22 protein-coding genes are annotated in these 25828 nt (G+C 54.4%); 16 read left to right on the top strand and 6 right to left on the bottom strand.

Annotated features, from left to right (window positions below; genetic code table 11):
• Positions 1-52: 52 nt before the first annotated feature.
• The 4 genes from IEY39_RS00360 to IEY39_RS00345 all read left to right on the top strand — a co-directional run bounded on the left by IEY39_RS00360 (position 53) and on the right by IEY39_RS00345 (position 4847).
• The gene (locus IEY39_RS00360; RefSeq protein WP_188927415.1) at positions 53-853 is read left to right on the top strand and encodes a helix-turn-helix transcriptional regulator; all 801 of its coding nucleotides are present in this window, start codon (positions 53-55) and stop codon (positions 851-853) included.
• Between the two features lie 84 nt (positions 854-937).
• Positions 938-1708 carry an isocitrate lyase/PEP mutase family protein gene (locus IEY39_RS00355; protein WP_188927414.1) on the top strand — a complete coding sequence of 257 codons (771 nt, stop codon included), beginning with the start codon at positions 938-940 and terminating at the stop codon, positions 1706-1708.
• A gap of 31 nt (positions 1709-1739) precedes the next feature.
• Positions 1740-2132 carry a YybH family protein gene (locus IEY39_RS00350; protein WP_188927413.1) on the top strand — a complete coding sequence of 131 codons (393 nt, stop codon included), beginning with the start codon at positions 1740-1742 and terminating at the stop codon, positions 2130-2132.
• Between the two features lie 219 nt (positions 2133-2351).
• Positions 2352-4847, top strand: a complete 2496-nt coding sequence (locus IEY39_RS00345) for a TonB-dependent receptor domain-containing protein (protein WP_188927412.1) — start codon at positions 2352-2354, stop codon at positions 4845-4847.
• A 31-nt stretch (positions 4848-4878) separates the two neighbouring features.
• On the opposite strand, the gene IEY39_RS00340 is transcribed toward IEY39_RS00345, so the two are convergent.
• Positions 4879-5331 (bottom strand): hypothetical protein, encoded by a 453-nt coding sequence (locus IEY39_RS00340; protein WP_188927411.1) that lies wholly within the window; start codon positions 5329-5331, stop codon positions 4879-4881.
• A 24-nt stretch (positions 5332-5355) separates the two neighbouring features.
• Between IEY39_RS00340 and IEY39_RS00335 the strand changes: the two genes are divergently transcribed.
• Positions 5356-5937, top strand: coding sequence for a hypothetical protein (locus tag IEY39_RS00335; protein ID WP_188927410.1), 582 nt, complete (start codon positions 5356-5358; stop codon positions 5935-5937).
• A 60-nt stretch (positions 5938-5997) separates the two neighbouring features.
• Here the strand turns inward: IEY39_RS00335 and IEY39_RS00330 are convergent, their stop codons facing one another.
• Complete coding sequence (locus IEY39_RS00330; protein WP_188927409.1) at positions 5998-7113, bottom strand: SGNH/GDSL hydrolase family protein; 1116 nt, start codon at positions 7111-7113, stop codon at positions 5998-6000.
• Between the two features lie 82 nt (positions 7114-7195).
• Between IEY39_RS00330 and IEY39_RS00325 the strand changes: the two genes are divergently transcribed.
• From IEY39_RS00325 to IEY39_RS00310, 4 genes are all read left to right on the top strand, one after another.
• Positions 7196-10144 (top strand): sensor histidine kinase, encoded by a 2949-nt coding sequence (locus tag IEY39_RS00325; RefSeq protein WP_188927408.1) that lies wholly within the window; start codon positions 7196-7198, stop codon positions 10142-10144.
• A 77-nt stretch (positions 10145-10221) separates the two neighbouring features.
• The gene (locus tag IEY39_RS00320) at positions 10222-10866 is read left to right on the top strand and encodes a response regulator (protein ID WP_188927407.1); all 645 of its coding nucleotides are present in this window, start codon (positions 10222-10224) and stop codon (positions 10864-10866) included.
• Between the two features lie 57 nt (positions 10867-10923).
• A complete protein-coding gene (locus IEY39_RS00315) occupies positions 10924-11637 on the top strand; it encodes a porin family protein (RefSeq protein WP_188927406.1) in 714 nt (237 codons plus the stop codon).
• 10 nt (positions 11638-11647) lie between these two features.
• The gene (locus IEY39_RS00310; protein ID WP_188927405.1) at positions 11648-12199 is read left to right on the top strand and encodes a hypothetical protein; all 552 of its coding nucleotides are present in this window, start codon (positions 11648-11650) and stop codon (positions 12197-12199) included.
• A 28-nt stretch (positions 12200-12227) separates the two neighbouring features.
• On the opposite strand, the gene IEY39_RS00305 is transcribed toward IEY39_RS00310, so the two are convergent.
• Positions 12228-14147, bottom strand: a complete 1920-nt coding sequence (locus IEY39_RS00305) for a glycoside hydrolase family 3 protein (RefSeq protein ID WP_188927404.1) — start codon at positions 14145-14147, stop codon at positions 12228-12230.
• Positions 14148-14222: 75 nt separating this feature from the next.
• Between IEY39_RS00305 and IEY39_RS00300 the strand changes: the two genes are divergently transcribed.
• From IEY39_RS00300 to IEY39_RS00275, 6 genes are all read left to right on the top strand, one after another.
• Positions 14223-15119, top strand: coding sequence for a M23 family metallopeptidase (locus IEY39_RS00300; RefSeq protein WP_188927403.1), 897 nt, complete (start codon positions 14223-14225; stop codon positions 15117-15119).
• Positions 15120-15153: 34 nt separating this feature from the next.
• On the top strand, positions 15154-16053 hold the full coding sequence (locus tag IEY39_RS00295) for a helix-turn-helix domain-containing protein (RefSeq protein ID WP_188927402.1): 900 nt from the start codon (positions 15154-15156) through the stop codon (positions 16051-16053).
• A gap of 135 nt (positions 16054-16188) precedes the next feature.
• The gene (locus IEY39_RS00290) at positions 16189-17034 is read left to right on the top strand and encodes an SDR family NAD(P)-dependent oxidoreductase (RefSeq protein ID WP_188927401.1); all 846 of its coding nucleotides are present in this window, start codon (positions 16189-16191) and stop codon (positions 17032-17034) included.
• Positions 17035-17122: 88 nt separating this feature from the next.
• Entirely contained in the window at positions 17123-17599 is a 477-nt protein-coding gene (locus tag IEY39_RS00285; RefSeq protein ID WP_188927400.1) for a VOC family protein, read from the top strand.
• A gap of 238 nt (positions 17600-17837) precedes the next feature.
• Positions 17838-21026, top strand: a complete 3189-nt coding sequence (locus IEY39_RS00280) for a SusC/RagA family TonB-linked outer membrane protein (protein WP_188927399.1) — start codon at positions 17838-17840, stop codon at positions 21024-21026.
• A 36-nt stretch (positions 21027-21062) separates the two neighbouring features.
• Positions 21063-22535 carry a RagB/SusD family nutrient uptake outer membrane protein gene (locus IEY39_RS00275; RefSeq protein WP_188927398.1) on the top strand — a complete coding sequence of 491 codons (1473 nt, stop codon included), beginning with the start codon at positions 21063-21065 and terminating at the stop codon, positions 22533-22535.
• A gap of 61 nt (positions 22536-22596) precedes the next feature.
• Here IEY39_RS00275 and IEY39_RS00270 read toward each other — a convergent pair whose 3' ends face one another.
• Positions 22597-23403, bottom strand: a complete 807-nt coding sequence (locus IEY39_RS00270) for a DUF1223 domain-containing protein (protein WP_188927397.1) — start codon at positions 23401-23403, stop codon at positions 22597-22599.
• A 131-nt stretch (positions 23404-23534) separates the two neighbouring features.
• Here IEY39_RS00270 and IEY39_RS00265 point away from each other — a divergent pair, with 131 nt between their 5' ends.
• Complete coding sequence (locus IEY39_RS00265) at positions 23535-23924, top strand: VOC family protein (RefSeq protein ID WP_188927396.1); 390 nt, start codon at positions 23535-23537, stop codon at positions 23922-23924.
• Here the strand turns inward: IEY39_RS00265 and IEY39_RS00260 are convergent.
• Both IEY39_RS00260 and pnuC read right to left on the bottom strand, forming a co-directional pair.
• Entirely contained in the window at positions 23921-25069 is a 1149-nt protein-coding gene (locus IEY39_RS00260) for an acyl-CoA dehydrogenase family protein (RefSeq protein ID WP_188927395.1), read from the bottom strand. The two genes, IEY39_RS00265 and IEY39_RS00260, sit on opposite strands and share 4 nt — an antisense overlap.
• The gene (gene pnuC, locus IEY39_RS00255) at positions 25066-25677 is read right to left on the bottom strand and encodes a nicotinamide riboside transporter PnuC (RefSeq protein WP_188927394.1); all 612 of its coding nucleotides are present in this window, start codon (positions 25675-25677) and stop codon (positions 25066-25068) included. The genes IEY39_RS00260 and pnuC overlap by 4 nt, the downstream gene beginning before the upstream one ends.
• Between the last annotated feature and the right edge of the window lie 151 nt (positions 25678-25828).

Raw genomic sequence — 25828 nt, 5'->3', positions numbered from 1 at the left:
ATCCCTACCCCACCGGCTCCATTAACTTCGCAAAAAAACGTACATTCACTTTATGGAGTTCACCTATTTCCCTCCATCGGATATCCTAAAGCCTTACATCAGGCATTATTATATCTTCCACTCCACCTCAGGTACCACCTTCGAGGATGTCGTCTTTCCAAGCGGGGATATGGAAATGATCTTCAATCTCGCATCGGGCATCTGGTCCACCCAGGACAAACGCAATCCACTCATCGAACTCTGGGGACAGATCACCAAACCTCTCGACATCCAATCTTCCGGCAGCCACACCATGCTCGGTATCAAATTCTTCCCCCATTCGGCGGCCTACTTTCTGGAATGCCCCGTCGGCGACTTCAACGACCAGGTTGCCGATCTTGGCGATATCCTGGGCAAACCCGTAAAACAGCTGCATACACAATTACTGGCAACCGGGGACGCGGCAAAAAGGATAGCGCTCGTCGAATCCTTCCTTATAGATCGACTGATACAAGGCGAAAAAAGGTCCTTCCGCATCGACAAGGTCGGTCACATCCTTAAAAGCATGGTAAAAGCCCCGGCGGAAATAAAATTGAGCGCCATCGCTACCCAACACGGCATCACCTCCCGCTATCTCAACAAATTGGTCTATCAGCACACCGGTCTTACCCCGATATCCTTCAACAAGATCAGGCGCTTCCAGTTCAGCCTGAAACTCATCGCAAAGAACGATCAGCCATTCACCGCCATCGCCTATGACTGCGGCTATTTCGACCAGTCGCATTTTATAAAGGAATTCAAATCCTTCACCGGTCTTACCCCATCGGCCTACCTGAAAAATATCTCCCCCGTCAATCAGCTGCTCCAGCAATAAAAAGCAGGTTGCAAATAAAAAGCCGCAGTTCCTTTTCATCCTATTTTCCCCTTCATACCCACAGTAGCTTTGAGAAAAAAAACAATGAGCTACTACGAAACATTCTCCCAATTACACCGGTCCTCGACGCCCTTCCTGCTGGGGAATTGCTGGGACGTCAACAGCGCAAAGGTGCTGGAAGCCGCCGGCTACAAAGCTATCGGCTTTTCCAGCCACGCCCTCTCCACTGCACATGGTTTCGAGGACGGCGAGCAGCTTCCCTTCGACCTCCTGCTTCGCATGACCCAAAAGGTTACCGAAAGCATAAAGGTCCCTTTTACGGTCGACATGGAAGGCGGTTACAGCCGAACGATAGACGGCATCCTTACCAATATCGACAAGCTGCACGACGCGGGTGTCGTCGGAATAAACCTGGAGGACACCATCCCCGGCCAGAACCGCGAATTCCAAAAAACCGATGATTTTAAAAAGATCATCTCTGCCGTGGCTAACCACCTCAGCCGTCACAACCGGGATCTTTTCCTCAACATCCGAACCGATGCGTTTCTGCTGGATATACCCATAGCGCTTGCCGAAACGCTTACGCGGATAAAAGCCTATGAGAATGCCGGCGCCAGCGGCATATTTGTCCCTTGCATCACGGACAGGCATGACATCGAACAGGTGGTCAACGCTACTGCCCTGCCCATCAATGTCATGTGTGTACCCGGTCTCCCCGAATTCGAAGTCTTAGACCTGCTGGGTGTGAAACGGATAAGCATGGGCCCATTTCTTTTTAATAAGGTCTATACCGACGCCGCCACCCTGGCCCGGAAAGTGAGCGCAGAGAAAAACCTCTCCCCCCTCTTATCATAATCCATCTATTCATCAATAAAATCAAATAAAAATGAACCTTCCCAAAAGACCAGAAGACGCCCACACCACCCTTGCAGCCGCCTTCAACACAGGCGACGTAGCCACCGTCATGAACATGTACGATGTCTCAGGCATCATCGTGCCCCAACCAGGAAAGCCCGTATCCGCGGTATCCGGGAAAGAAAAGTTCGAAGAATCCATAAAAGCCATTCTGTCCATCAAAGGAAAGATGGAGATCAAAACAGTGTATTGCCTGCAAACAGGCGATATCGCCCTGGGCAGATCGGAATGGCGCATCACCGACGGCGACGAAGTAAAGATCAGCGCCAAAGGCATCGAAGTAATGAAGCAGCAGGCCGACGGAAACTGGAAGATCGTCATCGACCAGGCCTTTGGGGCCGAATCCGACCTGGTGGCAAATTAAGCGCTCTTCAGCCCACCCAAAGAACCAAAGCCGTCCGGACATCTCCCGGCGGCTTTTTTGCTGCGCCTCATGCAACATTCTCCCATCCCATACGTCTTTAAATAACTAATCGCACTTATATCCGGCGCCGGTCACATACCCAATATCCCTCCTATCCCATTTTAGCTTTTTGTTTCGACAGAACATTAAAAAATTGCGCACGCAAATCTAACCATAGGTATGAGATTCCTGACTACCCTTGTCCTTTTACAGCTATTCGCTTTCACTGCCTTCAGCCAGGGAACAGCCATCCTTACAATGCCTCCCATCGGCATAATAAAAGGCAGCGTAGTAGATTCCGGCGGCAAACCCCTTGATGCCGTCTCCGTATCCCTCCTGAAAAAGACCGATTCCTCCACGACCAAAATAGCCATCACCGACAAATCAGGCCAATTCACCTTCCAGAACATCCCCAACGGGAAATATATCCTCTCGGTCACCCATATTGGTTATTCCACCTGGTACAGCCAGCCCCTGGAGATCACCCCGGCCAAGCCATCGATCTCGCAGGGCACCATCCGCCTACAGCCCTCCGGGGCCTCCCTCGGGGCGGTAACCGTAGTCGGGAAGAAACCACCTGTAGAAGTCAAGATAGACAAAACAGTCGTCAATGTGGATGCATCCCCGACCAATGGCGGACTCACCGCCCTCGAAGTGCTGGAAAAATCCCCCGGCGTAATGGTTGACAACGACGGCAACATCAGCCTGAAAGGCAAACAGGGTGTGATCATCATGATCGACGGCAAACCTACCTACCTCAGCGCCACGGATCTTGCCACCTACCTGAAGAACATGCCGGCCAACCTCGTCGACCAGATCGAGATCATGAGCCAGCCACCCGCCAAATACGATGCGGCAGGCAACTCGGGTGTGATCAACCTCATTACAAAAAAGAACAGGAACAACGGTTTCAACGGCTCTATCAGTGCCTCCGCCATCATCGCCAGGTATTTCAAAAGCCCCAATAGCATAAATTTCAATTGGCGCCAGGGCAAGTTCAATATATACGGAAATTACAGCTATGCTTACTGGGAAGGATTTGGCGACGACCATAACAACAATAGCCTTAGGTCAAACGCCGCGGCCCTCTTCGACCGGTATTCAGTCCAGCACAATTATGGAAGATACTCCGATCGCAACCAGAACTTTCGCGCCGGTGTAGATTATTTCGCTGACAAAAAGACCACCCTCGGCTTCTCCGTCAACGGAACGGTTGACAGGCAATGGTATACCTCCGTATCGACCACCGATTTTTTCGACAGTCTCCACAACTTCGTACAATATAATGCCGCAAACGCCCTGAATAATACGCCACAGACCCACCTCGGGTTCAACGGCAACTATACTCACAAACTCGATCAGAAAGGAAGCGAACTCACCGCGGATGCCGACTACATCTTCTTTACTACGCACGGCACGGTCAATTCCAACAACTATCTCTACAACGCCGACAACACCGCTTCCGATGCGCCTTATCTGCTCAATGGACTGCTGCCATCACACATCGACATCTACAGCTTTAAGAGCGACTATAAAAAGGTGCTAAGCGATGACATTACGATAGAAGCTGGCGTCAAATCGAGTTATGTACGCACCGACAACAACGCCATTTATTCGTTGTACGATAATACTAAGAAGGCCTGGGAGCCGGACACTGCCATCAGCAATCATTTTATTTATAAAGAGAATATCAACGCCGCCTATCTCAGCTGGCAGCAGCGTATCAAAAAATTCTCCCTGCAGCTGGGCCTCCGGGCGGAGCAGACCAATACCAACGGCGACCAAACAGTTAAGAGCGTCGATTTCAAGCAGCATTACCTCCAACTCTTCCCGACCACGTATATAACCTACAAAACGGATGACAACAACACCTTCGGCCTCTCCTACGGAAGAAGGATCGAAAGGCCTTCCTATCAAAGCCTCAACCCCTTCCGGTTCCAGCTCGACCGGTATACCTACTCGCAGGGCAACCCCAACCTGCAACCGCAGTTTAGCAACAATGTGGAGCTCAGTTATAATTACAAGGGGATGATCAATATCTCGGCCAACTACACCATGACCACCGATATCATCGACAACGTGCTCATCACCTTCAAAGAACCCGGCGACTCCAACTATACCACGTATCAGACCGACCAAAACCTTGCGTCGCAACGGAATATCGGCCTGTCGGCCAACTTTAGCAAACAACTGACAAAGGCCTGGATGCTCAACGTCTTTTTCAACGTATACAACAATCGCTACAAGGGAGTGGCCGACAGCACAACTATCGACGTGAGTTATACGTCCTTCAACGCCAGCTTCAATACCCAATACAGCTTCAAAAAAGGGTGGGCAGCCGAATGCAGTGGATTCTACTATGCCAAAAACTACATCAGTGGGGTTATCCTGGCCGATGGCCGGGGAATGTTCTCCCTCGGAGGTTCCAAACAGATCTTGAAAGGAAAGGGCACCGCCAAATTAAATTTTCGCGACCCGCTCTATCTGATGAGTTTTACCTCCCATAGCGATCTCGACAAAGCAGTTACCTACTCACATTCCATCTGGGACAATCGAAGGATTGTCATGACACTGGTCTATCGCTTCGGGAAAAGCACCGGCAACCAGTCCCAGAGAAGGGCCAGCGGTGCCAGCGACGAGCAAAGCCGCGTAGGCGGCGGCAACGGGCAGCAATGATCCGGACAACATAATCATCCCTCCGGACGCATCATTTCCCTACCCGCACATACCGCTCGATGATCTCCCGGTCGATGTTTTCTTTTTCATTTTTCTCCATCCCCTGCTGGATCAGGGTGTCATTGCTGATGCTGACGGTGAAGGTAAAAGTCTTCGCTTCCCAATTACGGTCGCTGTAGTAATCCAGGTGCTCGGTATACTGGTTTCCGGTTAGCGTATAGCTGCCCCCTCCCGCGTCAAAATGATTGGAGGAATCCTTCGGCGGGTTCAGATCATGTTTCAAAAAGGCAAAATGCGTGTCATTAATGATTTTGATCATGTTTGTCTCCTTGGTGTAATCGGTCACCGAAGACACCCCGTGGGTGATCGTCGTCCCCGACACCAGCCTCCAGGTGCCATTCAGGCGAAGCCCCCGATCGGGCTGAGGGCTAAAGGAAGCAAAAAGACAAATGACAAACAACAGGGATAAATAGGTATATTTCATAGGCTAAATATATATCTTTATCGCATGAAACGCCAGTACCTTCTTTTATTACTTGGAAGCTTCTTCTTTCTAACGACCCATGCCCAGATCACCTTCAATAAGATCGACACCACCATGAAGATCGGTAAAGCCGGCTATCGGGTTACTTGCCGCAACCGAAGCATCACCGAAAATCCTCTCCTCGTAAGACCCATCGGCATGGAAAGCGATGCAAGAGAGATCAACTCTATGTTGAAAGGCCGTTTATATGCTACGCAGATCGACGACCTCAACGCCGACGGTTATCCCGATCTGCTGCTCTATATCTACACCGACTCCAACGCCGTCTTTGGAACGGTATACGCCGTCATCTCCCAGGCAAATAAATCCCTTGTCGCCTGCTTCCTCCCCGACGTTTCGCTCGATGGAAAGATTAACAAAGGCTATAAGGGCCATGACAAATTCAGCCTTCTGGAAGGCACACTGCTCCAGCAATTCCCCATCTATAATCCCGGTGACGACAAAGATAAACCCACCGGTGGCACCCGTACCCTGCTATACCAATTGAGCAGAGGCGAAGGCGGCGGGTTTAAGTTCACCCGCATCCGGTTTTACGATACAAAATAAGCAAACCAGCTCTCCAACCTCGGCCATCAGATAGCTCGCCAGCCCCCATTCCGCACCCCCTTACTCCTTAAGCAGCTTCCTGAAAAAAGGCTCGAGCTGCGCAGCCATCAGCGCATGGTCTTCCACACTCGGATGATAGCTGCATCCCCTCGGCTGCATGGGGTCGAAAAAGAAAAGCGCCACCGGCCTGCCGGAAGGATACTGCGCGTCGATCGCTGCTTTCACTACGGAAAGACAATGCTGCAGCAGCTGCCGCTCCGCCCCGCCCACCATGGGACTGCTGAGCAAAACGAGCTGCGCCGCCGGGTATTTCGACTTCACCAGCTGGACAAAACGCACATACGCATTCACAAAGGTCGCACTGTCAAAAGGCGCCCTCGGCGTCTTCCCATCACCCTTGCTGAGATCGTTGGTCCCAAGCGCTATACTGACAATGTCGGGTTTATACTGGCTGAAATCCCACATCCGCCTGCTACCTTCGATCAGATCGGCCTTCTCATACACCTGCGGCATCGAGGGACTATCGCTGTTCCAGGTGCGGTAAATGCCGATGCCGCTTACACTGCTCAGAAAATAATTCGCCTTCAACGCCCGGGCGACTCGTGGACCGTAGGCATAATAGGCATTATGCTGATCAATATATACCCCCGTACCGCAAGGTGTCTCCGAAGGGTCGGCCAATGCCCCGCAGGTGATGCTGTTGCCGATAAATTCGATCAGCGGTGCGTCCGGCTCCTGCAACGCCTGCAACCCATGTCCCTCGACCTTCCCGATAAAGACAGGCCCCGTCGTCGCTTCCGTGGCCTTGTACACCCATACCGTATGTGTCCCCGGCGAAGCGGCCTTTATCACCACCGGCTTCCTGTTGCCGCCTTCGATCCTGACCCGACCCTGGTAAACGCCATCGATCTCGTATTGCAGGTAATTGTGACCGCCCGGTTCCTTGCAATAGGCATACAGCCGGCATTCGCTCCCCGAAAAGCGAAATCCAAAATGTACGGCGCTCCCGATCAGCTCCACCTGCTGGCTATCGGTCAGCAGCCACCGGCCGAAAGGATGAAGCGCTGGTGCCGGCAACACCTCTGCAAAAGTCTGCCGGACAAAAGATAGGCAAACAAGGCTGCTCACAACAGCCAGTCGAAAGAACATCGATTTCATCATTGATCCATTTGCCATAATATTACCATTTTTTCCGCTGCTAAAAACCGTCCTTGCAAATCATTCCTCCGTTTTGTAATTTCAGGCCGAAGCAACCGGCATGTGGCAAAAGCTAACTTTCGTCTGCTTATTTTTTATTGTTCATAGTTGCTATGCACAACAATACCTCTTTGAACGCTACACCCCCAAAGATGGCCTGGTCAACAACCGCACCCGCTTCTTTTTCCAGGACAGCCGGGGACGCCTCTACATCTCTACCTTCGGCGGTCTCAGCGTCTATGATGGCAGCCGCTTCATCAACTACACAACGGAAAACGGCCTGGCCGCCAGCCTGGTCAACGATATCGTGGAAATGGGTGAAGACTCCTTCTGGATCGTCCCCAACGCCAACGCCCTGCATTGTCTCGTACATGGCACCATCCGGAATATAACCACTGCGGACAATTTCTACCCGGTGATCAACCAGATACTCCGCTGTAGCGATGGCTATCTCTATGCGATATCCGATGACGGCCTGTTCCGCTATGAGAACAACCGGTTTGCAAGAGTGCTCACCGGCGACAGCACCGCCATAAAAGCAGATCACAATTTCCTACAGGCTGTCCAGGTGGACAGGAAACTGATCCTGCTCAACGACCCCTACCTTGGCGCTTTCCCCCATAACGCGGCGCTCCTGGTCTACGACCTTGATACGCATAAGCTGATCATCTCCGCAAATGACCAGCGCTTCTACTACTTAGTCAAGTCACCCGCCAACGATATCCTTGTCACCACCTCCGAAGGGGTACGCGTCATCGACAAGGAGGCATTGAAAGAAGGCAGCATCGTCACCGCCAGACTGCCCCCTCCCTACCAGGCGGCAAACGATCTTCACGCCGGTTATTTCTATTTTGACCGGTCGGCAGCGCTCTGGCTCTCTACCGAAGATGGCATCATCAAGCTCGACACCTCCGGAGAAAAGGAGGTCTTCAACGTGTCTACCGGCCTGCCGCCGGGGTACACCAGTGGTATCTTCCAGGATAAAGAGAACAATGTATGGTTTGCCAACGACCGCAACGGCATCATAAAAATAGCCAGCCGGCAGGTTCTCCATTACACGCAGCCAAAACCGGACTTCACCGCAAACGATCTCTACACCGATGCCGGCAGCGATTCCCTCTGGTTGTACGATGGCGCCCGGCATGAAATACTCCTGGTAAAAGGTGAGCGCCAGCAGCTGTTCCATGGACTGGGCCCACTTCCCGGCAAAGGCCACATCTTCATCGGGAAAAGGTCCTACCTCGTCAGCGACAACCACCTGTTTGCCCTGCATTTCCTTCCGGGTGGGCTGTTCAGCCTGTCGCTGCTCCACACCGACACCGCTTCCCTTGAGGGCTATGGCTGTTTCGATCACCGCGGCAACCTGGTGATAGTTACTAATAGAATGCTCTTGTGGTCGGGAGGCCGGATGCTGCAATATCCCCTTCGCGCTATGAGCGACCAGGCCGGCATAGATAAGCAAAACCGCATCTGGACCATCACCCGAAGCAACGCACTCACCGTCTTCGGGCTTTTCCCTACCGACACCGGCGCGACGCTGAGGGTCCTGGCCGATTACCTGAAAGTGTTGCCTGTGATGAGTCCCCGCTGCATCGCCATAGACAACGAAGGAAGGGTATGGGTAGGGACAAGGGACCACGGTCTGTACTGCCTGTTCTTCGATGGCCTTCGACTGCTGTCCTATAAACACCTCACCGCCAGCAACGGCCTGTCCGAGAATTTCGTCAACTACCTTCAATGTGATCCCGACAATACGGTATGGGCCTGCACCCCCGGAGGGCTGGATCGCATCCGGCCCCGCAATGGCGGCTTCGCCATCGACGACATCACCCATACCAATGATGATTATCAGAGCATTTACCGTATCCTGCCTGCCGCCAAAGGGGTACACTGGGCCCTGGTAAAAGGAGGCTATATGAAAATAGGTTCCCCGCCGGTGGAAAAGAACAGCTATCAGCCCCATCTTCTTTTCTCGCAGGTGCTCAGCGGCAACGATCTGGTGGAAACCACAGACAAGACTTTACGCCTGCCTTACGATCACAATGCGATCGCATTCTCTATAGGCGTCACCAGTTTTATCAACGAAACGGAGACCCGCTATTCCTATCTGCTCGAAGGAAGCAACAATCTCAATTGGAGCACTCCCTCCGACCGCTCGGCCATCAACTTGGTAAACCTTGCCCCAGGCCGGTATACGCTTAGAGTAAAAGCCCAGTTCCTCACCGGCGACTACCCCGACCTCACAGCCGCGTACCCTTTCGTCATCCTGCCCCCCTGGTGGCAGACCTGGTGGTTCCGCACAGCGGCTGCTACCGCACTCGCGGCGATCCTCTTGCTGCTCATCAGGTTTTATATTCGTAGAAAATTGCTCGTCCAACGCATCGCCCTGGAAAATAAACAAGCGATAGAAAAAGAACGCACCAGGATTGCGACAGACATGCACGACGACCTGGGCGCCGGCCTCTCCCGCATCAAATTCCTGAGCGAAACCATCGGGATAAAAAAACAGCAACACCTGCCCTTCGAAGAGGAGATCTCCGGCATCCGGCGCTACTCACACGAAATGATCGACAAAATGGGCGAGATCGTCTGGGCACTCAATGAAAGGAATGACTCGCTCAGCGATCTTTTGTCCTACACCCGCAGCTACGCGGCGGAATACCTGCTGCAGGCCGGCATCCGCTGCCAGGTGGATATCCCGGCTGATTCCCCATCCTGTTTTGTCAGCGGGGAATTCCGGCGCAACGTATACCTCACCATAAAAGAGGCCCTCCACAACATTGTCAAACATGCGCAGGCCGAACAGGTCAGCATCCGGATGACCATAACCCATCCGGACAGGACGCTGATCATCACCATAACGGACGATGGCATCGGGTTCGACCCCAATACCATCCGCCCCTTCTGCAACGGCCTGAGCAATATGCAGCGACGCATCGGCGACCTGGGTGGCAGCCTCCGCATCCTCCGCGAACAAGGTACAACCATCGAACTCTCCGTGCCATTGTAACCGGGCCGGAGGTCCGCATAGTATAACTTTAGTACTATTGTTCCGGCAATCATTTACCAGTAGCTTCAATTTCAACCATGCCCATTACTCTCCTCATAGTGGAAGACCTCGATGAAGTACGGGAAGGCCTGAAGAACTTCCTCGCACTAAACCCCGAATTTATCGTCCTGGACACCTTCAAAACGGCCGAAGAGGCCTTGGACGCTATTCCCCGGCTGCAGGCAGACATCGTTATAATGGATATCAGCCTCCCGGGCATGAGCGGTATCGAATGCATCCGCCAGATCGGAGACAAAAGCGGCCACACCCAATTCATGATGTTCACCGTATACGAAAACGATGAAAAGGTATTCGAAGCCCTGAAAGCGGGAGCTTCCGGTTATTTATTAAAGAACACCGGCCTGGTCAACATCATCGAAGCCCTGAAAGAACTCTACGAAGGCGGCTCCCCGATGAGCTCCAACATCGCCCGGAAATTGGTCCGCGCCTTCCGCCAGCAGGCGATAGAAACGGCAGAGAACGCTATTCCCGACACCGCCATCCTCTCTTCGCGGGAGAACGAGATCCTGCAGCTTCTCTCCCATGGGCTCCTGTACAAAGAGATCGCCGATCAGCTCTCCATTTCCACCAGCACCGTCCGCCAGCACATCCACCGGATCTACGAAAAACTCCATGTCCAGAATCGCACCGAAGCCATCAACAAAGCCTTCCGCCGGCCCTAACTTTCGTTCTATTGACCCGCCCACTGCACCACCGTAGCTTAGGAAAAACAAAACCCCATGCGCCAGCAAGCCAGCAATATCGCCCTTATCGCGATCCTCATCCTCCCGCTCACCAGCCTCGCCCAGTACCACTACGATAGCACCGCCGCCGCTGCCAAACAAAAGGCTCCCAAAAAAGAGCATCACATCATCGGCATTGGGGTCAAAGCCGGCCTCAACTTTGCCAACGTCACCAGCGCCTCGGACATCAACGCCAGCAGCCACACCGGGTTCAATGCCGGCATCTTCTTCTCGCCCCCCGGCAAGCTAATGGGCTCCTATACCGAACTCGCCTTCTCCCAACAGGGCTTCGACTACAGCACCGGCCAGAACAACTCCAGCCTGAAACTGAATTATCTCTCCCTCGAGCAGTTGATGGCTATCAACATCACCAAATACGTCCAGATACAGCTCGGCGCCCGAACGGCCTACCTGCTCAATGCAAAAACAGACAGCACCACTCATACCACGGGCACCGACAGCGCCTACAACGCCTATGGCGGCTCCTTGCTAAGCTTTTTCAACCGCATAGACTATGGAGTGGTCGGCGGCGTGGAGATCCATCCCGTCCTCGGACTGGTGATTGGCGCCAGGTACAACCTCAGCCTCAGCAGCCTCTACAAGAATGCCTTCAGCTCTTTCGGCGGTACGGGCAGCGGCTCAGGTTCCGGCAGCATGAGCATCAACCCGAAGAATAATGTCATCCAGCTCTACACCGGCTGGCGCTTTTAAATTAAAAAATATGAAACCCTTCCTCCTTCTCACCCTCCTGGTCTCCGCCCTCCCGGCCATAACAAAGGCGCAGACCCCTACCACGGCAAAAGGCCCCGATCCCGAATTCATAAATATTATTTATTTCTGGCCAGGCGACACCCTCCGGTTACTGGAGAAGACCACCGGCGAGATGAAAACGAAGGGAATGGGCTTCATCGGTGCTCGCGGCGGCGGCGGCAGTGCCAGTCTCGTAATAAACGGCCCACACTCACCTGCCCGGTTAAAAGCCGGCGGCGACATCCGGTTTGCCATAAAGCTCAGCTCGATGACGGACCCTTCCTCTATAATCAAGCTCTACCGCTTCGATGCAGAGAAGAGAAGCCGCGAAACACCGATGGGTGGGGATAGCAAGCATACGATCGATTTCAACATCCAGAAGTCCGGTGATGACGTATACATATTGATCCCCGCCACCCGGCTGGCGCCCGGCGAATACGCCTTCCAGGACATGATGATGGTTAACACCTTCGGCATGGGGAAAATGAGCTATACCTTCTTTGCCTTCGGCGTCGATCAATGAGCCGGGCCGCAACCGCCCGCCACGCTCATCAATAACTCAATCCATACCCGAACTTATACAAAGGATTCCTGCTGTCATACGGCACATCCTCCTTCTGCGCCCGCACCGCATTCATAGAAGAGGGCAGTTCGATCGGCAGATGCCCGCCGGGCTTGTCCTTGCCAAAAATGACATCCAGCACAGCCGCATCGCTGGCCCCAAAATCCGCCAGCAGCCCCTTTGCCTTTGCGCTTATCTCCGGGATGACGGCCGGCCTGTCGAGATAGATATCGACGATGGTCGGCACGGTCTTCAGCAATTGCAGGATGCTGTCCTTTTGCTTGCCTTTAAAATCCAGGTCACCGTGATGGAACATCCGCGCCATCATGATCGGTGACTCCACCGGATAGAAGGGGGTCTTCAATCGCAGGATAGCGATATCGGCTTTCTCCGGCTGGTCTACTACTGTTCCATACTGTGCGGCTATTTTCGGATCGACATTACGCACGTAGATCTTTAATTTCCCCGGCGCCAAAGGCAATGCCTTGCCGTCGTTCTTCAAAAGCGTCATGGCCCGGCGCTGCGAAGCCTCACCGGCTTTCAGCGACTCAGGGTTGCCGACTATCTGCCCCACCTTCGACTCATCGACAAAAGGATTGTCAAAAAGCCCCAGCTCGAATTTCTGCCGCAACAACCTCCTGGCGCTGGAATCGATCCGCGCTTCGGTAAGCCGTCCGCCCTTCACCAGCTGCACGACGATCTCGGGGCAATTCTCTCCGCCAAACTGATCCACACCCGCGTCGATGATCTTCTTCACCCGGTCTTCTGTCGACAGCTTCTCCACTCCCCAGGCCCGGGCAGGCCATACGACCCCGCCCATATTGGCGTCGGTGAGAAGCCCCCAGTCCGTACAGACCACCCCGTCATAATGATAGGTGTTCCGCAGCAGCCCGGTGATAATATCTTTATTAAAGGAAAAACCGACATCTTCGCTCGTCTGCCCCATCGGTACCCCATAATAAGGCATGATCGCGGCCGTATGCACATCAAACGCCGCTTCAAATGGGATCAGGTGGTATTTAAAGTTCTTCCCTGGATAGACCTGCCCCTTCTGAAAAGGAAAATGCGGATCAAGCCCTTCTTTTTGCGGTCCGCCACCAGAGAAATGTTTGGTCATACATGCCACGCTGTTGGAATCCAGTTTTGCTCCCTGGTAACCCAGGATATAGGCCCTGGCCATCCGCGCCGTCAGCTGGGCGTCTTCGCCAAAGGTTCCGCTGATGCGGGGCCAGCGGGGCTCCGTAGCCAGGTCCACCTGCGGATGCAGCGCCTCCCGGATACCCACAGCCATATATTCCCGCCGCGATATATCGGCAAACTGCATCGTCAGCGTCGAGTCGCCGATCGCCCCCAATCCCAGCGGCTCGCACCACTGTGAAAAGGTATTGGCCGACATGGCAAAGATGTTACTGCTAAAATGATTCCGCGGGTCGGAAGCAATGGTCATGGGAATACCCAGCCGCGTAGAATCCTGTAGATACCGCTGCATAGTGTTATACCACTTCGCCAGCGACGCCGGAGAAGGCACGATCCAGAGATTGAAATGGTTCATGTGCTGCTGTTTTACCAGCTTCAATGCATTGGGCACAAAGGCAAACATTCCCGTGGCAGGTTTGTCCTCGATCGATCCGTCATCGTTCACCTTTGCCCCGTTGATGAACAGCAGACCCGCTTTCTCGTCAAGGGTCATCTGCTTCAACAGATCGTCCACCCGCGCTTCTACAGGCTGACGGGTATCTTCATACACATCGAGTTTTCCATTTTTATTCAGATCGCGGTAGGAATACCCATCGGCTGTCTTCTGCCCGACAGAGCCGGGTGTAGCATTCGACGCCCCCTGGTTACAGGAGGCAAGACCAAGCGTTGCAGCAACCAGGGCTGTGACTGGAATGAGTTTTACGGCAAGCATATACCATTATGTTAGTATGACACAAAGTAGGGATAAAATGCAATACGCCAAAACATTTTCCTACCTTTAAGCGATATGAAAAACGTATTCCTCATCCTCACCCTCCTGCTGGCTCAATCCGGCCTCAACGCTCAAAAGGTCGTCGATGTCAGCTATACCCTCGACAACCAGGGACGGTACATCTTTTCGGCAAACAGCAAGGCCTTCTGTATATACGTCTTGCACCTGGACTTCACCACCCTCGACAATCTCCGTTGCGACCACTCTCTTCCCTATGAGGCCGAGGTCAAACCAGGCCTGAACAAACTGCTCACCCTCACCCCGGTGGACAAAACAAAGGACGTAAAACTCAATTACAGAAACAGCTTCCGCAAAGGCTGTCTGCACCCCGTCGTCAATCTCAATTTCACCTATTTGCTGCCCACCTCCCCGGGACTGGAAACCCAGGCCTATCGCATCCTCAATGCACACGGCAGCTCAACACCCGGTGGCCAGGACAGCGGTTATTCCGTTCGCCTTCGTGCCAGGCCGGGTGATACCATCTATTCCGCCCGTCGCGGCGTCGTGTCCGCGATGGATGTAAGCAACAGCGAGAACGACGCAGGCGCCTCCACAACGACAAACTGGAATTATATCGAGATCTTCCACGCTGACGGTTCCTTCGGCCAATACGGCTTCGTGAAAAAGGATGGCGCCTTCGTAAAACCCGGTCAGGTGGTTGAAGCCGGCGCACCCATCGGCCTCGTCGGCGGTGACCAGTATGGCAGAGGCGCCGAGATTCGCTTCAGCGTCAGCTATTACCCCGGCGTACCCAACACCGATATCCCGCTGCAGTTCTGGACAAAGGGCAACGGTAAGGGGCAGCTAAAACACGGTGGCTTCTACACCAGCGAATTCCCCAAAAACCTGATCACTGCAGAGACCGTTCAAAAACACCCGGGCCCGGTCAAAAAACCCAAACCCGCACATTAGGTCCCCCTATATTTGATTTTCGTATCTTTACCCCATGCTACCCACACAAAGCACGGAGACCCGCAACGAGAAGCAGGACTGGATGCCCGCCAACCTTAAGAAGGAATTGGGCCATTTCAACGTTTGCCGCCTCAGCGAAGTCCTGGGCAAGCCACATGGCCCGATGCCCTACCGGCGCATCGACTACTATAAGATATCCCTGATGTTGGGTAACAACCGGCTCGAGTACGCCGACAAGGTCCTTGAGATCAACAGCCCTTCTCTCGTCTTCTCCAACCCGCTAATCCCCTATAAATGGGAGCGGCTCTCGGAAAACCCCACCGGCTATTTCTGCATCTTCACCGAAGCCTTCTTCCGGCAATTCGGCCATCTGCGCGACTACCCGCTGTACCAGCCCGGCAACATCCCCGTCTTTACGCTCTCTGACGAACAGTCTGCCACTGTTACCGCCCTTTACGAACGGATGTTGGCAGAGATCCGCTCCGACTACGCCTTTAAATACGACGTCATCCGCACCCTCGTCTTCGAACTGATCCACCTGGCGCTAAAGATGCAACCGGCCAACACCTCCATCTATGCCAACTCCAACGCCAGCGTACGTATTTCATCCCTCTTCATGGAGCTTCTCGAACGCCAGTTCCCCATCGAGTCGCCCTCGCACCAGATAGCCCTCCGCTCCCCCTCCGAATATGCTTCCCAGATGGCCATCCACGTCAACCACCTCAATCGCGCCCTCCGCGAAGTATCCGGAAAAACGACGACAAAACTCATCGCCGAAAGGATCATCCAGGAAGCCAAATCCCTTCTCCGCCATACCACCTGGAACATCGGCGAGGTCGCCTGGTGCCTGGGCTTTGAAGAACGCTCCCACTTCATCAATTTCTTCAAAAAGAACACCCGTCTCTCCCCCGGAACGTATAGGGAAAATCAATAATGACCCCCGCCGGCGGTCGCAAACGACCCCTCAGGAAAATACAGATTGTTTGATTTTTGCACTTATTGGTTTGATTCTTACATCCACCCCCGCCCCCGGCCACCCTACCTTTGCAGGAGCTTAAAATTGTAAGGTATGGAAAAGAAAGTATGGTACGTCACCGGCGCTTCGAAAGGATTAGGATTAGCCCTTGTCAGGAAGTTAGTAGCAGAAGGCCACCAGGTTGCCGCGACCTCCCGGTCGCTGGAAGCCCTGGAAGAAGCCGTGGGACCCGCTCCCGCAGACCAGTTCCTGCCACTCGAAGTCGACCTTTCCGATGAAGCCTCCGTCGCAGGCTCCCTTCTCACCGCCCATGAGGTCTTCGGCCGCATCGACGTCGTCGTCAACAATGCCGGTTATGGCATCGGCGGCGCCATCGAAGAGCTGACCCTCGAAGAGATTCGTCACAACTTCGACGTAAATGTCTTCGCTCCCATCATCGTTATCCAAAAAGTAATGCCCTATCTCCGGGCGCAACGCTCCGGCCATATCATCAACATTGCCTCCATCGCAGGTTTTGCCGGCGTCATCGGCTGGTCCGTCTATGCAGCGGCCAAACAGGCGGTCATCGGTCTTTCAGATGTGCTGGCCCAGGACGTCCGCTCACTGGGGATCCACGTCACCGCGGTAGCCCCCGGCGCCTTCCGCACCCAATTCCTCAGCAAGGAATCCGTGGTATTCACCGGCACTCCGATCGACGACTACAGGGAAGTGAGGGCCTCACACGCAAGATACCAGTCCATCGATGGCAAACAGATCGGCGACCCCGTAAAAGCTGCGGAAGCCCTCATAACGTTAGCGTCTACCCCCGAGCCGCCAACGCTGCTCTTCCTCGGCAGCGACGCCTACAATCGGGCAACGGCAAAAATGGCCGAACTGAGTCAGCTCATCGAAAAATGGAAGTGCCTCACCCTGTCGACCCAGTTGGAAGAGTTCGTCTGACGCATTCAACCCTTGGGATTGTCGCTTTTGCACTTCATCGGATCGTCGGATTGACACTATGTTTGTATTGTCAACAAAAAACGCAATCATGCAAAAGATCATCCCTTTCCTTTGGTTCGATAACCAGGCGGAAGAAGCAGCAAACTACTACGTCTCTATTTTTAAGAATTCGAAGATCAACCACGTCAGCCGCTATGGTGACGCAGGCCCCGGCCCAAAAGGCACCGCAATGGTAGTCACCTTCACCCTGGAAGGCCAGGACTTCACCGCGCTCAACGGCGGCCCCCTATTCCATTTCACCGAAGCCATTTCCCTCTATGTCAACTGCGAAACCCAGGAAGAAGTGGACACTCTCTGGAACAAACTCATCGCCGGCGGCGGGAATGAAAGCCAATGCGGCTGGCTAAAAGATAAATACGGCCTCTCCTGGCAGATCATCCCGACGACCCTGCAACGCCTGCTGTCGGACAAAGACCCCGTAAAAGCCGGCAGAGCCATGAAAGCCATGCTAAAAATGCAGAAGATAAATATCCAGGCATTGCAGGACGCATTCGACGGGAAATAACACCCCCCGCTGTCCGCACCGCTAACCGGCCGCACCCCCCGGCCCCGCTAACCGGCCGCATTCACACGGCATTGATCACCCCAGGGAGGATAAGCATTCCCACGGCCAGCCCAAAAAAAATCCTATTTGTTTATCCGTTATGCAGTAAATTTATCAACGAACTGGCCCTTCAGAATAAATGAAAACATTTATCCTGGCAACTTGAATCGCTTTATCTAACCAAAACTGCTCGCTCAACATGAGAAAACTCCTATCTCAGCTGCTGTGCTTATGCATGGCAGTTATCCAGCTTGAAGGTCAAACACCATCTGTTCCTATCAACGGTTCTGTCACCGACGAAAAAGGCGCTCCGCTTGCAGCCGTCACCATTACGGCCCTCACCCCGGACAGGAAAGTCGTCGCCACCACCGTCACCGATGTTGCGGGCGTCTTCCATCTCAACATTTCCAACAAGGTACGGGCCCTCCAGTTCAGCTATATCGGCCTGGAAGAACAGCTCGTTCCTGTTGGCAACAAGACCTCTTTTTCCGTAACCCTCCACGCCTCCAACAAAAATCTCTCGGAGGTGGTTGTGGTCGGGTATGGCACCCAGCGAAAGACCGAGGTCACCGGTAGCATAACCACCGTAAAAGGATCGGCGCTCTCGGAAACCCCGATCCAGAGTTTCGAATCCGGCCTCGCAGGCCGCAGCGCCGGCGTACAGATCACCCAGGCCAGCGGCGTAGCCAACGAGCCCCCGGTCTTCCGGGTCAGAGGCACCAACTCCATCTCCCTGTCCTCTTATCCCCTGATAGTCGTGGACGGTGTCCCGAGCTATACGGGCGACTTCAATAATCCCGCCGGCACCGAACTGACCAGCGCCTCCGCAAATCCCCTGGCCAGCATCAATCCCAGCGACATCGAAAGCATCGATATCGCAAAAGATCCCGCAGCCACTGCAATCTATGGTAGCCGCGCCGCCAATGGCGTCGTGTTTATCACGACAAAGAAGGGAAAAGCCGGAAGAGTTAAAGTAACCTATGACGGCTGGGTAGGCCAGGTAAAAGCCTATGGTCTTCCCCAAATGCTCAACGCAGACCAGTACATCGCCTTCAAATCCCAGGCAGTAGCGAATAACCCGACGCTGAACAACGTCACTTTCAACTATGCAAAGGACAAGAATGGCAACAACGTCAATACGAAGTGGTTCGACTATATCTATCGCACCGGCACCTCCCACAGCCATAACCTGAGCATCTCGGGCGGCAGCGACGCGACGACATACTATCTCTCCGGCGGCTTTACCAAACAGGAAGGCATCATCCGGCGAAATGACTTCAGTCGCGCCAACATCCTGACCAATATCGACAGCAGGGTCAACAAGTGGCTCACCATCGGCGGAAAGGTGTCTTACTCCGATGAGCAGAACCTGTCGGCTGCCTCCTCAGGCTCTCTGCCAGGCGAAGCGTTTAACACCGTCGGCCTTGGGCGCATCGGCGAAGTATTACCTTCCATCCTCCCGGCTTATAACAACGATGGCTCCTATAACATCAACGGCGCCAGCATCGGCTACGCCAACATCACCGGAACCGCCATCTCCTATTACAACCCCGTTCCCATCCTCGATCTCAGCCGCAGCAACAACGAGGTCAGCCACCTCCAGTCGAATGTTTATGCGCAGATAAAACCCCTGTCCTGGATCACGCTCAAAAGCATCTATGCCGTCGACAATTTGTGGGTCGACGTGGACAACTTCTCCACTCCCATCACCGGTGATGGCTATGCCGCCACTGGCAGCGCGTCATCCATCCTCGGCAAATACAAGGAATGGGTCTGGACCAACACCGCCCAGTTCGATCACACCTTTGGTGATGATCATAACTTCACCCTTCTCGTGGGCAACGAACAGACCCGCAGGACATCGGAAGGCTATGGCCTCAATCGCACCACCCTTTCCGACCCTGCCTATACGGAGATCCAGGCCGGCTTTACGATCAATAACTACACTGGTCTGCAGTTGGGTCAGAACTACCTGCTCTCCACCTTCGGCCGCCTCAATTACAATTATGCGCACAAATACTATTTAGTAGGTACCCTGCGCCAGGACGAATATTCCGCCTTTGGAAAAAAGAAAGGCATCTTCGGCGGTGGCTCCGTTGGTTGGGAAGTCGCCCAGGAGGATTTCTGGAAGAACAGCGGTATCGGCCATATCTTCAATAGCTTCAAGATCAGGGGCAGCTATGGGAAGGTCGGCAACAACGGCGGCATCAGCGACTTCGCTCCCTACTCCCTGTACGGATCAGGGGTGTATGGCGGCTTAGCTACCCTGTCCTTCCCCCTGGGCAGCGTCGGCAACCCCATCATCCAATGGGAAACCAGCACCCAAACAGATGTTGGCTTCAACGTTGGTATCCTGCACGACCGCATCACCGGCCAGTTCGCCTATTACAACAATAACATCAACCACCTCATTCTCGCGGTAAGTCAGGCGCCCTCTACTGGTCTGCCCACTGCCCCCAACCTCAACATCGGCTCCATGTATAACCGCGGCATTGAAGCGACGATCAATGCAGTACCCGTGCAGAAAAAGGATTTCACCTGGACCACCAGCTTTAATGTGACGTACAACGAAAATAAAGTAACCGGGCTCGCGCCCGGCCTGACGGCCGTCCAAACTGGCACATCCGGCTTAGAGACCGTCAATCAGACAAAGGTGGGCTATTCGGAAGGCTATCTGTGGGTCGTTCGCACCGCCGGCGTAGACCCGGGCACCGGCAAACGCATCTTCGTCAACTCGGCCAACACGAAAGTGTATTTCAATCTGCTCGGATCTCCGCAATATACCACCGATGCAGCCGGCACTGTCAAGTATGTCAGCCCTACGGGCGCTACCAGCATCAGCCAGGCTGCCGACGCAGTGATGTACAAAAACGCGCTTCCCAGGTATGTGGGCGGTTGGTCGAATAATTTTGCCTACAAAGGCTTTAGCCTCGATGTACTCCTCACCTACCAGGCTGGCTTCTATGTGTACTACGGTACGAATGCCGGTTTGCATGACCAACGGTTCTGGAACAACGCCGCCGATGTCCTCACCGACGCCTGGTCCGCCAAAAGCACCAACAATGCCAAATATGCAAAACCCATCTTCGGTGATAATGTCTCCAACGGATCGACCCTGCCACTGGACATCAATGTCTTCAAGGGCGACTTTATCAAGCTTCGGAATGTAACGTTAAGCTATACTGTTCCGCCGGTAGTAATGCAGCGCATCGGGCTCACCAGCGCCCGGGTTTATATCAGCGGCCAGAATTTAGGCATCAGCACCAAATATCCCGGTCCCGATCCGGAGGTCTCCTCCAATGGCAACAGCAACGGTGGCCAGGGCGTGGACAGAAACACGGTGGCCAATGCCCGTACCTTCCTTGTTGGCCTGAATGTCGGATTCTGACCCTAACCTATTACCCACAGCAAAAGAACAAAAACGATGAAAAAATATAATAATCATATTGTTGCTCTTCTTCTCGCAGTCGCGGCCCTTGGCTCCTGCCAAAGATCGGACCTCTATCCAGTTCCGCAAACCTCGGTGGCGGATGTATCCGCATTCAGCACCGCCGGCCGCATCCAATCCCAGGTGTTGTCCCTCTATGGCGCCCTGAAAGCCGGTGGATTCTACGGGGGGCGCTACCTCATCAGCGGCGACATCAAAGCGGATAATTTTATCAACGAACAATCCAACAACGTCACCGGATACGACGTCTGGCAGGAACTGCCCACCAACAGCTCGACAATGGTGCTCAATTTCTGGTCAGCCGCCTACCTGACCATCAACGACTGCAACCTCTTCATCGACGGGATGAATGCCAGTGGCAGCACGGTCGTGGGTTCGACGCTCGCGGGCAATTACATCGCCGAAGCGAAGCTCATCCGGGCCCTGTCTTATTACTCCCTGCTGCAATACTATGCCCTACCCTACGCCAACGGCAACGGCGTCAACAAAGGTTTACCGCTCCGCCTCCACGGGATCAAGAGCGGCGGGTACTCGCTTCTCGCACGCAGCCCGGTGGACAGCGTTTACCTGCAGATAATCAGTGATCTCAACGACGCCGAAGCCGGTCTACCCATCAGCAACGGATCCGCTTACAACAACGTCACCAGGGCGCACCGCAACACCGCCATCGCGCTGAAGACAAGGGTCTACCTCACCATGCAGAACTATAACTCCGTCATCACCGAAGCGAACAAGATCGTCAGCGCCTCGGCCCCTTTCACCTCCCCATCCGGTGTGACCTTTGCCCTGCAGTCCGAGATAACAAAGGTCTTCGCACCACCTTATACGACTTCCGAATCCATCTTTTCCCTGCCCATGTCCGCCACTACGGGTGACAACCCCGGCACGCAGAATCAATTGGGCTTTTATTTCTCCCCTTCGAAAGCCGCCGGCGGCACGGGCAACGGGGAATACTCCCTCAACGCCAGTGGCGTCATTGCCGATCCGAATTGGCTGGCAACAGATAGAAGATGGGCTTTCATCGCTTCCTCCGCCGGTGGAAAAAAATGGCTCAATAAATACCCTGCGCCAAGCCCCTATACGGATTACCCCATCGTCATCCGCTATTCCGAAGTGCTGCTGAGCCTCGCCGAAGCCCGTGTCCGCTCGACCAGCACTGTCGATCCCCAGGCCGTAGCCCTGCTCAACGCCGTCCGTCACCGCTCGGACGCTGCTACGACATATACTGTGGCAAGCTTCGCCAGCGCCACCAGCCTGATCAATGCCATCCTGGAAGAACGCAACATCGAATTCCTGGGTGAAGGGCTCCGCAACAACGATATGATGCGCCTGCTGCTGCCACTCCCCACCCATGGCAACATCCCGCAAAAGAATCCCGGCGATGGCGGCTATATCTGGCCCATCTCCGCAACAGAACTTAACCTTAACACCTTGTGCACCGATAACTAGTAATGCTACACATGAGACGACAAAGGAAGAGGCCACCCGAAGGTGGCCTCTTTGTTATCATCTATTTAACCGCCGATCGCGTCGCGGCAACAATCTGCCCATTATCCTCATCCTGTAAAAAAGCGATCACCTCCCCATCCGCCGGATCCACACCACCCGGCCAGTCAAGATGCCCGCCGGCATTTCCCTTCCCATCCAGTTTCACCGTCTCCAGCCCGCGCACGATCTGGATATGCGAAAGCGTCTTCCCGCCATTCTCTCCCGCCCTCACCTTCGTCACGGCGGAATGCTCCACCACAGCCACCACAAGACCGGTCGAACGGCCCGCACCCACGACATGCGCCTGCCAGTCCAGGCGGTTCCCGCTGAGCCGGACCTGGCTAAGCGATACCCCGGCCTTCCCCGCCTCCTGCAGGCTGCTGCCGATCGCACGCCGAAGCGTAACCGCATCCGAACCGACAAATTCCTTTCGCCCGTTGACGATCACCTGCGGGGTATAAATCGACGAAAGCCTTAGCCAGCGTGCATAATCCTTCTGCCTGTCCGAATAGGCCGCATCGCTAAATGCGTCCTTCCACCCCAGGCGGTCCCAATAGTCCACATGAAAAGCAAGGACGTATACCGGCAGGTCCTTGTCCTCCTTCTGCACCGCCGCTACCAGCGCATCCGCGGGCGGACAGCTGCTGCACCCTTCGGAAGTGAATAATTCCACAACGGCAAACCCACCGGCCGCCGGCGACACCGGTTGCATCCCAAACAACGCATTCCCCGGCTGCATTGCCCGCCCCTTAAATGCTAAAAACGCACCGGCTGTCAACGCCACACCCGCCAGGCCGGCCGCCAGCAGGAGTTTTCTACCCGTTTTCATGATCTGTAATTTTATATCGCTAATTTCGTCATAAATCCGGCGTCCCACCTCCCGCATTTCTCACAATTTTCTATCTTTTTTCTCCGCCCGGGCACGACATTCGCTATACCTAACAAATAAAATCCTGTTTTATGTTAGTATATACCAAGGCATTCAGCAGCTATTCCGTCAACGACCTTGACAAGGCAAAAGAATTCTATGAGAAGACCCTCGGCTTCCCGGTGACGCTAACCCCGGAAGGGCTCCGGATACAGACAGCAAAAGACTATACTATTTTTCTCTACCCGAAGCCTAACCACGAACCGGCAACTTTCACGGTACTAAACCTGCAAGTGATGAGTGTCGAAGCAGCAGTGGACGCCCTCACCGCATCCGGCGTAAAATTCGAACATTATGACGGGGAGATCGCAACAGACGCCAAAGGCATTGCGCACGGCGGACCCGGAAAAGGCCCCACCATCGCCTGGTTCACCGACCCGGCAGGGAATATTCTGTCAGTAGTGGAAAACCCACCCGTCTAAGCCACCAACAGCGGATGCTGTCCCGCCGTATGCAGGTCGCGCCACACCCGGTTGATCTCCGAATCCATCCGGGCAGCACCAAGACCCGCATAGGGATATAGTCTGTCTACCCACTCCCGGACAGCGGCCGCCAGCGCATGAGAAACCAGGCCAACCTCCGCAAACACGGCCGGCAAAGGCGTCCCCCCAGCCCCTTCCGGCAAAGGCGCACCGGCAGCGCTCACCAGGCCCGCCACACTCGCCTCCACCATCTCCCAGCTGCGGTCTACCGCAAGATAAAAAGCCTCCCTCGCCGCATAAAGATCCAGCCGGCCCAAACCAAGCACCCGCTCCATCTCCGCCGCCACACCCGACGGCACCCGGCCATCACGCACCCGCTGGGCAAAAACCGCCGCACAACAATCGAGAAAATGCTGCGCCATCCCCGAAAGATTGGCTGCCAGCGTCGCCTCTGCCAACGGCAGAAAAGGATACCGGTATAATGCATGCCCATCGGTCGCGGCCGCCGCATCGATGACAAAACATCGCTCCGCACCAACCAATAGCCCTTCGACAGAAAATCCATGACTCCCCGTCGCGACAAGCCCCATGGCATTCCAGTCAGCATGCACCCGCACTTCATCGCGCAGGAACAAAAAAGGCCTGATCACCGGATTGCCATCATCCCCCACCACCGGCGCCTCCCCCTCCCATACCACACAATTGGCCGTAAAAGCAGTAGCATGCAGCGCCCCGGACGCATAAGCCCAATGGCCACTCACGCGATACCCTCCGTCGATCACCCGCGCCACACCCGTGGCCGATCCGCTACCGGCAATACATAACCGTTGATCAGAAAAAAGCTGCCCAAACACCTCAGGTGGAAAAAACCCCGCAAACCAGCCCGCACCGCTGCAAAGGGTGACAGTCCAGCCAACGGAACCATCCGCAAATGCAAGCCCTTCTTCCAGCCGCACCAACTGCGGCAATGGCAGCGAACGACCGCCCCACCGCCCTGGCACTAACAACCGGAACCATTCCTCCCCGTAGATCAACGCCAACACTTCGGGATGCAGATCGCGCCCCCCTTCTCCCGCGGCGGCATGCATCCGGATCAACCCGGCGACGGCACCAGACAAGAACGAAGCAGGAGATGGCAGCGTCATACACCCTGGGTTTTATAGCGTTTGATCCAATCGAAATACCCAAAACAAGCCACGACAAACAAAATAACCGTCAGGCCCGCAAAAAGCGGCAGCTGCTTATAGAATAATAAAGGAATGGCAAAAATATTGGAGACATTCAACAACACCCAGTTCTCGATCTTCCGCTTGGCCAGCAACCACGTTCCCGCCCAGGCCGTGGCGCTTACCCACGCATCCCATCCGGGCACCGTCGATGGGGTAAATTGCTTGAGCGATCCATACAACACCGCAAATCCAAATACCACTATCCCCGCGGTGATCATCCACTCCCGCGCACTCGTCCACGCAATGGGCAGCGGCGGCTCATGCTTCCGCTTATGCCAATGCCACCAGCCATAGATACTCATCACAAAATAATACCCGTTCAGCGCCGACTCCGCATACAGCCCCGCCACAGCAAGAATATAGATCGTCAGCACCGTGCTGATGATACCCGCAGGATACAGGAGAATATTGTTCACCCTCGCCAGCAATACTTCCGCCACCCCAAAAAGGATGGCCGTCCACTGCAGCCAGTCCGTCTCCGCCACCTGCTCCTGCAATAAATGCAACATCCCATGAATATCCATAGCGGGCGAAGATACATATTGTCGGCCACAGGCCGGCAGAAGAGGCTGCTGCCCTGCCCATCCTCGGACAGGGAATGTCCGTTTTCGTACACTCACCCCGCCCGCGGCTGGCTCAATGCCTTATCGCCTAAGCCCTACGGGTTTGGCACAT

The sequence above is a fragment of the Puia dinghuensis genome, assembly GCF_014642875.1.
GTDB classification, from domain to species: domain Bacteria; phylum Bacteroidota; class Bacteroidia; order Chitinophagales; family Chitinophagaceae; genus Puia; species Puia dinghuensis.
This window is presented reverse-complemented; position numbering and strand designations above follow the sequence as displayed.

Excerpts from the sequence above, each read along its gene's own strand:
- IEY39_RS00265 (WP_188927396.1), top strand. The coding sequence starts at position 23,535 with ATGTTAGTATATACCAAGGCATTCAGCAGCTATTCCGTCAACGACCTT.
- IEY39_RS00275 (WP_188927398.1), top strand. The coding sequence starts at position 21,063 with ATGAAAAAATATAATAATCATATTGTTGCTCTTCTTCTCGCAGTCGCG.
- IEY39_RS00350 (WP_188927413.1), top strand. The coding sequence starts at position 1,740 with ATGAACCTTCCCAAAAGACCAGAAGACGCCCACACCACCCTTGCAGCC.
- IEY39_RS00300 (WP_188927403.1), top strand. The coding sequence starts at position 14,223 with ATGAAAAACGTATTCCTCATCCTCACCCTCCTGCTGGCTCAATCCGGC.
- IEY39_RS00290 (WP_188927401.1), top strand. The coding sequence starts at position 16,189 with ATGGAAAAGAAAGTATGGTACGTCACCGGCGCTTCGAAAGGATTAGGA.
- IEY39_RS00340 (WP_188927411.1), bottom strand. The coding sequence starts at position 5,331 with ATGAAATATACCTATTTATCCCTGTTGTTTGTCATTTGTCTTTTTGCT.
- IEY39_RS00330 (WP_188927409.1), bottom strand. The coding sequence starts at position 7,113 with ATGGCAAATGGATCAATGATGAAATCGATGTTCTTTCGACTGGCTGTT.
- IEY39_RS00285 (WP_188927400.1), top strand. The coding sequence starts at position 17,123 with ATGCAAAAGATCATCCCTTTCCTTTGGTTCGATAACCAGGCGGAAGAA.
- IEY39_RS00295 (WP_188927402.1), top strand. The coding sequence starts at position 15,154 with ATGCTACCCACACAAAGCACGGAGACCCGCAACGAGAAGCAGGACTGG.
- IEY39_RS00355 (WP_188927414.1), top strand. The coding sequence starts at position 938 with ATGAGCTACTACGAAACATTCTCCCAATTACACCGGTCCTCGACGCCC.
- IEY39_RS00360 (WP_188927415.1), top strand. The coding sequence starts at position 53 with ATGGAGTTCACCTATTTCCCTCCATCGGATATCCTAAAGCCTTACATC.
- IEY39_RS00280 (WP_188927399.1), top strand. The coding sequence starts at position 17,838 with ATGAGAAAACTCCTATCTCAGCTGCTGTGCTTATGCATGGCAGTTATC.
- IEY39_RS00320 (WP_188927407.1), top strand. The coding sequence starts at position 10,222 with ATGCCCATTACTCTCCTCATAGTGGAAGACCTCGATGAAGTACGGGAA.
- IEY39_RS00310 (WP_188927405.1), top strand. The coding sequence starts at position 11,648 with ATGAAACCCTTCCTCCTTCTCACCCTCCTGGTCTCCGCCCTCCCGGCC.
- IEY39_RS00260 (WP_188927395.1), bottom strand. The coding sequence starts at position 25,069 with ATGACGCTGCCATCTCCTGCTTCGTTCTTGTCTGGTGCCGTCGCCGGG.
- IEY39_RS00345 (WP_188927412.1), top strand. The coding sequence starts at position 2,352 with ATGAGATTCCTGACTACCCTTGTCCTTTTACAGCTATTCGCTTTCACT.
- IEY39_RS00335 (WP_188927410.1), top strand. The coding sequence starts at position 5,356 with ATGAAACGCCAGTACCTTCTTTTATTACTTGGAAGCTTCTTCTTTCTA.
- IEY39_RS00305 (WP_188927404.1), bottom strand. The coding sequence starts at position 14,147 with ATGCTTGCCGTAAAACTCATTCCAGTCACAGCCCTGGTTGCTGCAACG.
- IEY39_RS00270 (WP_188927397.1), bottom strand. The coding sequence starts at position 23,403 with ATGAAAACGGGTAGAAAACTCCTGCTGGCGGCCGGCCTGGCGGGTGTG.
- IEY39_RS00325 (WP_188927408.1), top strand. The coding sequence starts at position 7,196 with ATGTGGCAAAAGCTAACTTTCGTCTGCTTATTTTTTATTGTTCATAGT.
- IEY39_RS00315 (WP_188927406.1), top strand. The coding sequence starts at position 10,924 with ATGCGCCAGCAAGCCAGCAATATCGCCCTTATCGCGATCCTCATCCTC.
- pnuC (WP_188927394.1), bottom strand. The coding sequence starts at position 25,677 with ATGGATATTCATGGGATGTTGCATTTATTGCAGGAGCAGGTGGCGGAG.